Annotated in this window: 8 protein-coding genes and 1 pseudogene; 3 read left to right on the forward strand and 6 right to left on the reverse strand. The window is 40.0% G+C overall.

Annotation, left to right across the window (positions count from 1 at the left end):
* Nucleotides 1–159: 159 nt before the first annotated feature.
* A complete protein-coding gene (locus tag AC4CVF_RS14620; RefSeq protein WP_336952934.1) occupies nucleotides 160–1,782 on the reverse strand; it encodes an inorganic phosphate transporter in 1,623 nt (540 codons plus the stop codon).
* 740 nt (nucleotides 1,783–2,522) lie between these two features.
* On the opposite strand from AC4CVF_RS14620, the gene metH reads away from it, so the two are divergent.
* Nucleotides 2,523–6,212, forward strand: a complete 3,690-nt coding sequence (gene metH / locus AC4CVF_RS14625; protein ID WP_490789642.1) for a methionine synthase — start codon at nucleotides 2,523–2,525, stop codon at nucleotides 6,210–6,212.
* A 189-nt stretch (nucleotides 6,213–6,401) separates the two neighbouring features.
* Here the strand turns inward: metH and AC4CVF_RS14630 are convergent, their stop codons facing one another.
* The 5 genes and pseudogenes from AC4CVF_RS14630 to AC4CVF_RS14650 form a co-directional block, all read right to left on the reverse strand.
* Entirely contained in the window at nucleotides 6,402–6,740 is a 339-nt protein-coding gene (locus AC4CVF_RS14630) for an endonuclease domain-containing protein (protein WP_419359210.1), read from the reverse strand.
* A 305-nt stretch (nucleotides 6,741–7,045) separates the two neighbouring features.
* On the reverse strand, nucleotides 7,046–7,339 hold the full coding sequence (locus AC4CVF_RS14635; RefSeq protein ID WP_004819352.1) for a cold-shock protein: 294 nt from the start codon (nucleotides 7,337–7,339) through the stop codon (nucleotides 7,046–7,048).
* Nucleotides 7,340–7,483: 144 nt separating this feature from the next.
* A complete protein-coding gene (locus AC4CVF_RS14640; RefSeq protein WP_419327558.1) occupies nucleotides 7,484–9,010 on the reverse strand; it encodes a DHA2 family efflux MFS transporter permease subunit in 1,527 nt (508 codons plus the stop codon).
* Nucleotides 9,011–9,016: 6 nt separating this feature from the next.
* Nucleotides 9,017–10,174, reverse strand: coding sequence for an HlyD family secretion protein (locus tag AC4CVF_RS14645; RefSeq protein ID WP_004819348.1), 1,158 nt, complete (start codon nucleotides 10,172–10,174; stop codon nucleotides 9,017–9,019).
* Between the two features lie 325 nt (nucleotides 10,175–10,499).
* A pseudogene (locus AC4CVF_RS14650) lies at nucleotides 10,500–11,025 on the reverse strand (thioesterase family protein).
* 99 nt (nucleotides 11,026–11,124) lie between these two features.
* Here AC4CVF_RS14650 and hemB point away from each other — a divergent pair.
* Together hemB and thiO are read left to right on the forward strand one after the other, a co-directional pair.
* A complete protein-coding gene (gene hemB / locus AC4CVF_RS14655; RefSeq protein ID WP_171500326.1) occupies nucleotides 11,125–12,138 on the forward strand; it encodes a porphobilinogen synthase in 1,014 nt (337 codons plus the stop codon).
* A gap of 158 nt (nucleotides 12,139–12,296) precedes the next feature.
* Nucleotides 12,297–13,418, forward strand: coding sequence for a glycine oxidase ThiO (gene thiO / locus AC4CVF_RS14660; protein WP_419327556.1), 1,122 nt, complete (start codon nucleotides 12,297–12,299; stop codon nucleotides 13,416–13,418).
* The last annotated feature ends 73 nt before the right edge of the window (nucleotides 13,419–13,491 follow it).

A 13,491-nucleotide genomic window follows, 5' to 3' on the forward strand; every position in this document is an offset into this window, starting at 1 on the left:
TTTATAAGTTTTTTTCAATGGTGAAATTGTGTTATTCATATTTTAAAATTCCATTACCCAAAAGAAAAAGAGTGCACCAAAGTGCACTCTTTTTCTTTTAAATTCAGATAATAACGATCATTCAATTTTTAAAAACAATCGCCATCTCTAACTTTTAAATTAAAATACTTTTAAAAATAGCCAGAATAAACCACCTGATAAACAAATCGTTGCAGGTAAGGTAAAAATCCATGCAGAAAGAATCGTTTTGACTGTTGCAAAATTCAATCCAGTTTTATTGGCGACCATGGTTCCTGCAACCGCACTGTTGAGTACATGAGTCGTTGAAACGGGTAAACCAAAGCCATCTGCAGCAGCGATTGTCGACATTGCCACAAGCTCAGCAGACATCCCTTGACCGTAGGTCATATGATGTTTACCAATACGCTCGCCCACAGTAACCACAATACGTTTCCATCCCACCATTGTTCCTAAACCCAATGCCAATGCCACAGCAACTTTTACCCAGTTTGGAATATATTGGAGGAAAGAATCTAAGTTTTTGCGATACTCTTTTACCACTTTGCCTTGAGCTTCATCCATTTTTGGAAGTTGATCCGCTTTATCCAAGCGTTTAAAAGCCGTGGTGCTTAAGTACATATCATTACGTAATGAAGATACTTCAGCTTCTGGAATATCTTTGAGATCACCAAATTTACCAACACGCTCGCCCAAATGATCAGTCAAACTGGCCAATGCTGGAACAACTTCAGGATTCATTTCTTTGGTTTGGATAAATTTAGTGATGGTTACACGCGCTTGTTCATCTGGAATATCGGCATGCTGTGCATAAATTGCCGTCGCAGTTTGACCAGACAATTGTGAGAATGACTGTAAATGCTGTTGGTCTAATCCTCTATTCAACGAATAAGCCAAAGGCACAATACCAATCAAAATCAACATGATTAACCCCATACCTTTTTGACCATCATTTGAACCATGTGCAAAGCTCACACCTGTACAGGTGAAAATCAGAACCGCACGAATCAATGGTGGTGGTGGTTTATTGCCTTCAGGGGGTTGGAACAACTCAAGTTGCTTTTTAAATATTTTTTTAACAATCAAAAATACAATTGCTGCAAATGCAAAACCAATCAAAGGAGAAAACAGTAATGCTTTACCCACTTTAAGCACTTGATCCATGTCTACACCACTTGCACCAGTTGAAGCATGCAAAATGTAGTTCATGATGCCTACACCCAAAATTGAGCCAATCAAGGTGTGAGAGCTTGATGCTGGAATACCTAAGAACCAAGTGCCTAAATTCCACAGAATCGCCGCAATTAGCATGGCAAAAACCATAGCAAAACCAGCGCCACTGCCTACATTCATGATCAGTTCAACAGGAAGCAATGCAATAATTCCATACGCAACTGCACCACTGGCAACCATTACCCCAAGGAAGTTACAAAAGCCTGCCCACATGACTGCTACAGGCGCAGGCAATGCATTGGTATAAATCACGGTTGCTACAGCATTGGCTGTATCATGAAAACCATTTACAAACTCAAAACCCAAAGCGATAAACAACGCTGTCGCTAAAAGAATCACTGAGTAGAGGCTTAACGGTGGAACATGTGCTAAATCTGCACTAACTTGCACCCCAATGTAGATTAAGGTAGCAATGATAATCGTCAGAAACACCGGCATAAAAAATTTCGGTGTAGGGACGTGCACATTCGTCGATTGAACGGGTTTAGGTGACTGTGCAGAATCTGTGACGGGAGGTAAATTCGAATTCATGCAGAAAGTTAGCGAATATTAGAATGCGCTTATTGTTCAATTAAATTGTGACAATTATATGACAAATAGAGGTCATATGAAGTGAAATTTATAATTATTTCACCTCAGTGTTTCGCTACATAAGCGACTAAATTAATATTTTTATTATTTATAATTAGTATCTTAAACCAATAAAACCAATATAACTTGAGCAAAATATTTTATTTTAATCTGAAATAATATTTGTAATATTTCAGATCAATTTGAACTATTTATCATTTGGTATTGCTATTTTTCATGAAATTTATGACAAATTGATGAAAAAACAAACATACTTTTAACTTTATTTTTACATATGTTCCAATAAATCCCGCTTACCTAATCCAAGCAAGTTTAACGCCAACAATTGCCCTACACTAAAAAAGTATCCTATATCTTCAACGAATCGTCTTAAATTAAATGTGCCAGACCAATAAATAGATCATCTGAACAATATCCCACACATTTTAAAAACCTTGCGCTAACACGCCGATCAATCATTTACTTTTCAATCGATACATAAAATGATTACGAACAAAACCTAGTATATTGTAAATACCAATGATATAAAAAGATCAAAAAAAAACCTAACCCAATGATTTTTTATAATTTTACAGATCAAAAATCTATAATCAGGAAGTACATCAAGACTGGTACCTTGAAAGTCTACATTCTGATAACATATCGGCTATTTTTAAAATCCGATTTTATTGAGAGTTTTAATGTCCACGCTTACCACGTTAAAAGAGCTTCTTGCCCAACGCATCCTAATTATTGATGGTGCGATGGGAACTATGATCCAACGCCATAAACTGGAAGAAGCTGATTATCGTGGTGAGCGTTTTGCTGATTGGGCATCTGACTTAAAAGGTAACAATGACCTTTTAGTGTTAACTCAACCCCAAATTATTCAAGGCATCCATGAAGCTTACCTAGATGCTGGTGCTGACATTATTGAAACCAATAGCTTTAACGGTACACGTGTTTCAATGTCTGACTATCACATGGAAGATTTAGTCCATGAGATCAACTTTGAAGCAGCCCGACTTGCCAAAGCTGCTTGTGAAAAATACTCAACCCCTGACAAACCACGTTTTGTTGCTGGAGTATTGGGGCCTACATCACGTACCTGCTCGATCTCACCGAATGTGAATGATCCAGCGTTTCGCAACATTACCTTTGATGAACTCAAAGAAAATTATATTGAAGCCACACATGCTTTAATTGAAGGTGGTGCAGACATCCTTCTTATTGAAACTGTGTTTGATACTTTAAACTGTAAAGCAGCAATTTTTGCGGTAAAAGAAGTCTTTAAACAACTTGGCCGTGAATTACCGCTGATGATTTCAGGCACAATTACGGATGCTTCTGGTCGTACCTTAACAGGACAAACTGCAGAAGCATTTTGGAACTCTGTTCGTCACGGCGATTTATTGTCAATTGGATTTAACTGCGCCTTAGGTGCAGATGCCATGCGTCCACATGTCAAAACTGTATCAGATGTTGCGGATGTTTTTGTTTCAGCGCATCCAAACGCTGGCTTACCAAACGCATTTGGTGGCTATGATGAAACACCAGAAGAAACAGCAGCCTTCTTAAAAGAATTTGCTGAAAGTGGCTTAATCAATATCACTGGTGGATGTTGTGGTACCACACCTGACCATATTCGTGCCATTTATAATGCGGTCAAAGACATCCCACCGCGTAAAATTCCAGACATCAAACCTGCATGTCGCCTCAGTGGTTTAGAGCCATTTAATATTTATGACGACTCATTGTTTGTCAATGTTGGTGAACGTACCAATGTCACTGGTTCTAAAAAATTCCTCCGTTTAATCCGTGAAGAAAACTTTGCAGAAGCACTCGATGTTGCATTACAACAAGTAGTTTCAGGCGCACAAATCATTGACATCAATATGGATGAAGGAATGCTCGATTCGCAAAACGCGATGGTACATTTCTTAAATCTGGTTGCATCTGAGCCTGAAATCTCTAAAGTACCAATCATGATTGACTCCTCTAAATGGGAAATCATTGAAGCAGGTCTAAAATGTGTACAAGGTAAACCTGTTGTTAACTCCATTTCCTTAAAAGAAGGTTATGATGAGTTTGTCCATAAAGCACGTTTGTGTCGCCAATATGGTGCAGCTGTCATTGTGATGGCATTTGATGAAACAGGTCAGGCAGATACTGCCGCACGTAAACGTGAAATCTGTAAGCGCTCTTATGATGTGTTGGTCAATGAAGTTGGTTTTCCTGCGGAAGACATTATTTTTGATCCGAACGTTTTTGCTGTTGCAACGGGGATTGAAGAACACAATAACTATGCTGTGGACTTTATTGAAGCAACCGGCTGGATTAAACAAAACTTACCACATGCCATGATTTCTGGTGGTGTGTCTAACGTGTCGTTCTCTTTCCGTGGCAATGAACCTGTTCGTGAAGCCATTCACTCTGTATTCCTTTACTATGCCATCAAACAAGGCATGACCATGGGAATTGTCAATGCGGGTCAAATGGCCATCTATGATGATATTCCTAAGGAGCTGAAAGCCGCTGTTGAAGATGTCATTCTCAACCAGAATCAAGGTGACAGCGGTCAAGATGCAACAGAAAAATTGCTTGAAGTTGCTGAACAGTACCGTGGTCAAAGTGCTGCCCAAAAACAGGTTGAAAACCTTGAATGGCGTAATGAACCTGTTGAAAAGCGTCTTGAATATGCATTGGTCAAAGGGATTACCAGCTTTATCGATGAAGATACTGAAGAAGCCCGCTTAAAGTCCAAACGTCCACTTGATGTGATTGAAGGTCCATTGATGGACGGTATGAATGTGGTCGGTGACTTATTCGGCTCAGGTAAAATGTTCTTACCTCAAGTGGTTAAATCTGCACGGGTGATGAAACAAGCCGTAGCATGGTTAAACCCGTACATTGAAGCCGAAAAAACAGGCAGCCAATCCAAAGGTAAAGTGTTGATGGCGACTGTAAAAGGCGATGTACACGATATTGGTAAAAACATTGTCGGTGTTGTACTGGGGTGTAATGGTTATGACATTGTTGACCTTGGTGTCATGGTGTCTTGCGAGAAAATTTTACAGACTGCAATTGATGAAAAAGTCGATATTATCGGCTTATCAGGTTTGATTACCCCATCGCTTGATGAAATGGTGTTTGTTGCAAAAGAAATGCAGCGCAAGGGTTTTAAAATTCCACTGTTGATTGGTGGCGCAACTACATCGAAAGCACACACTGCAGTAAAAATTGATCCTCAATACTCAAATGATGCAGTGATCTATGTTGCCGATGCTTCTCGTGCGGTGGGTGTTGCAACCACCCTGTTGTCTCCCGAAATGAAGCCTAAATTTGTGGATGAACATCGTGCTGAATATGAAAAAGTACGTGAACGTATTGCCAACAAGCAACCGAAAGCAGCTAAATTGTCGTATACAGAATCCATTGAAAATGGTCTAAAAATTGACTTTGCCGCCAATCCACCAGTAAAACCTAACTTTATTGGTTTGCAAACCTTAACCCATTACCCTCTTGATACGTTAGTAGAATATTTTGACTGGACGCCATTCTTTATTTCTTGGAGTTTGGCGGGTAAATTCCCGAAAATTTTACAAGATGACGTGGTCGGTGAAGCTGCGACTGATTTGTATAATCAAGCTCAAGCGATGCTCAAAGACATTATTGACAATAAGCGTTTCGATGCGCGTGCCGTTTTTGGGATTTATCCTGCAAACCGTTCAGCCGCAGACTCTGTTGAGGTCTTTAATGAAGATGGTCAATCTGTAACCCATACCTTCCATCATATTCGTCAGCAATCAGATAAAGTTACAGGTAAACCTAATTTGTCTTTGGCTGATTTTGTTGCAACCAAAGCACAAGCCGAAGACTACTTGGGTGGTTTTACCGTTTCAATTTTTGGTGCGGAAGAAATGGCGCATGAGTACAAAGCCAAAGGTGATGATTATTCTGCCATTCTTGCTCAGTCCTTAGGTGACCGTTTTGCTGAAGCATTTGCTGAACATTTGCATGAGCGTATTCGTAAAGAGTTCTGGGGCTATCAAGCCGATGAGCAACTGTCGAATGAAGAATTAATTAAAGAAAAGTATGTCGGTATTCGCCCTGCACCGGGCTACCCAGCTTGTCCTGAGCATTCTGAAAAAGCATCTTTGTTTGATTGGTTAGGCACCACGGATAAGATTGGTACGCAATTGACCAGCAGTTTTGCAATGTGGCCACCATCAAGTGTCAGTGGTTTCTACTATGCCAACCCACAGTCTGAATACTTTAACGTGGGTAAAATTGCGTTGGATCAGCTAGAAGATTATGCAAAGCGTAAGAATTGGACTTTGGATGAAGCAAAACGTTGGTTAGCACCAAATTTGGATGATTCGATTGCTTAGATTTATTTAAATCTCCCCTAACCCCTCTTTTCAAAGAGGGGAACTGCACGTCTCGATTGAATTACGTGAAAGCTCGTCCCTGAACAAGTTTAAAGTATTACTTTAAAACGAAGTTCAAGAAGGAGGGAATAGCTCGAATCGAAGACCATCATCCAATTCACGGCAGGTCCCCCTTTATCAAAGGGAGATTTAGGGGGATTCCAAATGCTGACTCGCCACATCAAAAACCTTCGAAATCCCCCTATCAATTTCCAGCAAAATTTTTCCATTATCAAATCTTAAAATAACTAAGCCTTGCTGAGTCAATGCTTCATCACGGATACGATCAGCTTCTAAACCCTCATCCGTATAATGCTGCCCACCATCGCATTCAATCACCAAATTTATAGCAGGACAGTAAAAATCGACGATGTAATTTAAAATCGGTTTCTGACGATAAAACTGTAAACCTAAAATTTGCTTGTGTCGTAACTTTAACCAAAGCAATAATTCTGCATCCGTCATATTATTCCTAAGATCACGAGACAGTTATTTTAAGTTTTTGTTATCGGGTTGCATTGCTGTTCTTCTTTTTAAATTTATTTAATCTTTTCCAATTGCCCGTTCTTACACTTCATTTTCAGCAAGCAATATTGCAAATCCAATACCATCATAAAATTCGCAACATTCCCCTCTTCAAAAAAGAGGGAAACTGCGATTTTAGCAGCACAAAGGAATATTTTTATATTAAAAAACCAATTCCCTCATACAAAATCCCTTCAATTAAAGGGATTTATCTAAAAAAACTACGATCCAATAACCCCCCAAAAAAAAATGGCCTGAATCTATACCTATTACTTTCTAAAATTAGACAACAAATTATTGGTAATCGACTTATTATTTTCAACAATTCGGGTCTTTTTGGCCTTTGCTGATTGATCTTCAACGCGTTCAATTTTGGTTGCTTTTAACTTGCCGTTATTTTCAACAACGATAAATTTAACTCTTTCATTTCGCTTTGGCTCACCCTCTGCAAGCGGAAAATCCGAAATATGAAAGAAAATATCTTGTTCAAGTCCACCAATAAAGCCAAAGCCTCTATCGGCATCGTATTGTTTAATTTTTCCTTGTTGGAATTCAGGCTTCATACATATTACTCATCGCGGTACACAATCGCTGTATTATACCCTGATCTTGATCAATAGATAAAATAGCAAAAAATAGTCTTGCTTCATCCTAATTGCAGCGATAAAAAAGCCCACTTTTCAGCAGGCTTCTATACAACTTGAGTTCTAATGCGCATGTCCTGCGCCGACATTCCCTTTCGGTTTTGGACATAACCAAATAATCAATCCTGCGAAAATAAAAATCATCGCAAAAATTAAAAACACATGATTAACCGAAAGCGTTAAAGCCTCTTTATCGACCAAATTTGAAATGGTACCCAACGCCATTTCAGGACTAAAGCCACTGTTGACCAAGTTACGTTGAGTTTCCTCAACATGCATAGTCGACACGATTTCACTACGTGCCAGCTTGGTATGATCATCCCAAATGGTCACCGCAATAGATGCACCAATAGCCCCTGCCATAGTTCGCATAAAGTTCATCAAACCTGCAGCAGAAGCCACTTCATCTGGACGTACCACACCTAAAGCAATATTAGACAGTGGGATAAAGAAGAACGGTACCGCGAAACCTTGAATAATCTGTGGTAACGCCAGCGCCATAAAGTCAGCATCACTGGTCCAAAATGAACGCATTAATGTAACGCCACCTAAAATCATCAGACCAAAACTCGACAAGGCTCTGGGGTCGTATTTAGTCGCAAGTTTGGCAACCACTGGCGACATCATCAAACTACCAAAGCCCATCGTCGCAGTCAGATAACCTGCCCAAGATGCGGTATAGCCCAAGTTAATCTGTAACCATTGTGGAATGAGCACAATACTGCCAAAGAATGCTGCAAAGGCAAAAGCCAATGAGATTGTTGCTATAGTAAAACCACGGTATCGGAAAATTTGTATATTGACGATAGGATGTTTTTCATAATATTCCCAGATGAAAAAGGCGATAAATCCAACTACCAAAATCACAGCCAAAATACAAATAAAGCTGTTATTAAACCAATCTCGCTCATGCCCCAAATCGAGCATTAACTGTAATGCGCCAATCCAAATGATCAGCAGCGTTAAGCCAATGGTATCAATCGGGAGTTTAGCAATCGGTGTTTCAGCAACTTTTAATAGACGCATCACCCCAACAGCACAGATCACACCCACTGGAATATTGATAAAGAAAATCCAATGCCATGACCAGTTATCACTGATCGTACCGCCTAAAATAGGACCTAGAATCGGTCCAACAACGGTCGTCATTGCCCACATCCCCATTGCTTGAGAATGCTTTTCGGGTGGGAAAATACGCATCAACAAAGTTTGACTGAGTGGCATGATTGGACCACCAAATAAACCCTGTCCGATCCGGCAGATCACTAACATCGCCAAGCTATTGGATAAGCCACAAAGAATTGAAAATGTGGTAAAGCCAATCAGACTGATGGTAAATACCCGAACAGCACCAAAACGTCCTGCGAGCCACCCCGTTAAAGGTACACAGATGGCTTCAGCAACAGCATAGGAAGTAATCACCCAAGTCCCTTGAGAACTTGATACTGCTAAACTTCCAGTAATATGAGGCACAGAAACATTGGCAATGGTCATATCCAGTACGACCATAAAATTGGCAAGTGCTAAAAAGAAGGCGGCAAGAAGTAAACGCCCACCTTTAAGCTCACTTTGAAACGTTGCTGTATTCATAAGTGATTACTTCGCTGAAGAGGTATCAACCTCAGCATTCATGGATAAACCCACACGTAATGGATGCTCAGCCAACTCTTTAGGATCGAGTTTGATACGTACAGGTAGACGTTGAACCACTTTAATCCAGTTACCTGTCGCATTTTGTGCAGGAATCAACGCAAATGCTGAACCTGTACCACCAGAAAAGCCGATCACCGTACCGTGATACTCTACTTTCTTCCCATAGAGGTCTGAAGTGAGGGTTGCCTTCTGACCAACTTTCACGTTTTGCAACTGACTTTCTTTAAAGTTTGCATCCACATAAAGTTCAGCCAAAGGAACCACTTTCATCAGACTTGTCCCTGGTGCAATACGCTGACCGACTTGAATACTACGGCGGGCAATCACACCATCTAACGGCGCTTTAATTTCTGTACGTTGTAAATCTAAAAGTGCTTGATCAAGTTTGGCTTGAGCCACCAATACATCAGGGGTTGAACTTTGTGAGGTACCCCGAATTAAAGCTTCATTGGCATCTAAATTACTTTGTGCAGCTTTACGTTTAGATTCCGTTTGCGCCAATGCTGCTTTTGCCACATCGACATTTGCTTTGGCATTGTTTAAAGCACTTTGTGCTTTGCTAAATTCTTCTTTAGAAATTGCACCTGTCGCGCTTAACTGCTGACGGCGTGCAAACTCTTGTTGTGCTTGTTGATACGCCACATCAGCTTGCGCCACTTGTGCTTTAGCACTGTTAATATCATCTGCACTGACTAAAATCTGTGAGGACAATGAACTGCTATTTGCCGAGCTTTGCGTATATTGACGCTTGGCTTTGGTCAACGCTGCTTCAGCTTCTGCAACAGCGATTTTTGCATCACGATTATCAATAATTGCAAGCACATCGCCTTTTTTCACTTGCTGAGTATCACTGACCAAAACCTCAGCAACCTGTCCGCTGACCATCGAAGTGATTTCAGCAGTTTCAGCACCGACATAGGCATTGTCTGTTTCAACAATATTGCCAAAAATAAAAGCCCAAATTGCATATAGAATTGCAGCTACAACAACAATAATGGCAAAAATCTTCAGCATTTTTTTACGTTTTTGTTTGGCTTCCAAATCCGCTTGCGCTTGATTTTCATCATTTGGAGAGGCATTCGTCGTTTGCGCGTCAGTCATCGCATGTTCCTAGCTTACTTGGACTTGTCAAAACATCTTTGCATTTTGGAGATATAAACTGAAAAACTGCTTAATCATATCTATATGACATTGCTTGATGGTTGAATAAGTCAACTTCTTAAAATTGTGGTGCTCAATTTTACAGGTAAAAATCATATTATGAGAATAAAAATATTACTCTATAGTTTATCTTTATAAAATAGGATGATCTTATTGATATTCATATTTTTTTGAAAAAAAATAAGCCAACAAAATATCTATTTTGCTGGCTTATATTGACACAAAGAATACAAAAGTGTACTGATTAGTACACTTTTCAACTTAATCAATAAGCATAAGAAGCAATAGCTGTCGCAATCGCCTTACCTTCATTGTTGAGCATGGTCATACGCATGGTGCAACCTTTACGCCCCATTCTCAAGGTTTCAGCTTTGGCAATAAAATATTCACCGCGCCCAGGTGCAAGATAATCCACACGCATATCAACTGTCGCTAAACGAGAAACTTTCTTTAACGTGTCTGGCAATTGATCTGGCTCTGCACGTTTATATAGCTCCCCCATTGCCACAATTCCACCAATACTATCCAGCAATGTCGCGGCCACACCACCATGTAAAATTTGAAATGCGACATTGCCAATCAAATACGGTTATGTAGCCTTCAATCTCATCATTGACAACACGCATTTGCATATTGTTATGTGAAAAATAAGGCGAACCATTAAACGCTTTAGTGAGTTGGTTAAGCACCACATTTAGATCTGCTTTCGCGCCTAAATGTAAATTACCAGTCCACTTTTTTTGCGATTCGCTAGGCGCAGAATCAATTTTAGAAGAATCACTCATCATCATTTCGAAACCAATATTGAGAAAAATTTTCAGCTTTTTCCCAAAAAATATATGAAAGGGCTACAATATATGCCTAGTTTAATACTGAACATCGAGATTGTTATGACTTATACGTTCAATCGTCCTGCTTTTCCAGCTACACGTATGCGCCGTATCCGTAAAAACGATAAGCTTCGAGCAATGGTAAGAGAGACTCAACTCACAGCAGATCATCTCATTTATCCAGTATTTGTGCTTCCGGGACAAAACCAAAGCCAAGATGTACCAAGTATGCCAAATGTTCAACGATTGTCAGCAGACTTATTGTTGAAAAAAGCAGAAACACTATTAGAACTTGGTGTATCAAAACTTGCCTTATTCCCCGTTACACCACAACAAGACAAAAGTTTAACAGCAGAAGCAGCGTGGCATGAAGACGGTTTAGTTCAAAATACTTTACGTTTGCTAAAAAAAGAACTGCCTGAGATGGTGCTCATCACCGATGGTGCATTAGATCCTTATACCACCCATGGTCAGGACGGTATTATTGACAATACAGGTTATGTGTTAAATGATGAAACAGTCCAATGCCTGATCAAACAAGCCTTAAGCCATGCTGAAGCAGGTGCAGATGTGATCGCGCCAAGTGACATGATGGACGGCCGTATTGGTGCAATCCGCCAAGCTTTAGAAAGTAACGATTTTATTTATACCAGTATCATGGCGTACTCTGCAAAATACGCGTCTAGTTTCTACGGTCCTTTCCGCGATGCAGTTGGCTCATCATCCAACCTAAAAGGTGGTAATAAGTATAACTACCAAATGGATGTCGGTAATCGTGCTGAAGCACTGCATGAAATCGCCCTCGATATTCAAGAAGGCGCAGACATGGTGATTGTTAAACCAGGTATGCCATATTTGGATGTGGTACGTGAAGTTAAAGATACCTTTGGTGTCCCAACCTTTGTTTATCAAGTCAGTGGTGAATATGCCATGCTTGCTGCAGCCATCCAAAATGGCTGGTTATCAGAAAGCGTGATCATGGAATCATTGATGTGCTTCCGTCGTGCAGGTGCAGATGGTATTTGGACCTATTATGCAGAAGATGCAGCACGTCAATTAAAAGAGATGAAGTAAAACATTCCTCCCTTACTGAATTCATGGTTCCTTACCTTTTAGAAAGGGAAGTGTCCATTACTGATTCGGTCGTGGAAGGAAAGTCCCCTCTTTCAAAAGATAAGCAGTATTGCTTTTGTAGGTGGGGATTAAAATTCTAAATTGGTACAGAATACACAATGCATATCGCCATTATCGGTGCAGGAGTAAGTGGCTTACTCAGCGCGCTTGAACTTGTTGAACAAGGTTGCACCATCACTCTGTTCGATCAACAACATGCTGGACATGCTGCTTCATGGGCGGGTGGCGGTATTTTGTCACCCATGTATCCATGGAGATATCCAAATGAAGTCAATCATCTGGCACAACATGGCAAACAACTTTACCAACAATGGAATGAGAAACTACAGCCTAAAACAGGGATAGACTTTCAAATCCATGAAACTGGAATGCTAATTTTTGACGAAGCAGATTTTGAGCTTGGACTCGGTTATAAAGACCAACATCAAGAACCGATGCAGCATTGTGAATACCTGCAAAGAGAGCAGCTTGAAACCATCAACCCACATATTTCAGCACAATTTCAACATGCAATTTATTTTCCACATTTAGCCAATGTTAGAAATCCAAGACTTCTTAAATCACTGATCAGCTATCTCAAACAACACCCTCAAGTTGAAGTGTATGAAAATACATGGATCGAAAAATTTAATATTCAAAATCAAAAAATTCAGTCTGTTGAAAGTACCAATGGGCGACGTTTTTTCGCAGATCAATTTGTGATTACCACAGGCGCATGGTCAAATTGCTGGGCAGAACAATTACAGCTTTCGATCCCAGTAGAGCCAGTTCAAGGACAAATGATGTTATTTAAAACCCCTGAAAACTGGCTACCCACCATGTGTATGAACAATGTCATGTATTTGATCCCACGCCTAGATGGTCATATCGTATGTGGTTCAAGCATGGACAATATCGGGTTTGATAAGCGTCCAAATGTACAAACACAGCAAAATATTTATAAAGCCTGTATCGAGATGGTCCCTGAATTGACAAACTTCCCTATTGTTAAGCAATGGGCAGGATTACGTCCCAGTTCACCGACAGGCATTCCATATATAGGAAAAATGCCTAAACTGAACAATTTATGGGCAAATTTTGGACATTACCGTAATGGCTTATGTATGGGGCCTGCTTCTGCACAGTTATTAAGACAATTGATGCTCAATCAAGATACACATGTTGATTCAACAGCTTATTCAACCGAGCGATTAACTGCATATACACCTCTCACTCAGTAATCATCTTTTAGCTAAAAAGTGTTAGGTTCTGGCATGAAACAATCAAAGAGAAGACGCTTAGCCGCTTCTCTCA

The organism is Acinetobacter sp. LipI_19, assembly GCF_058242925.1.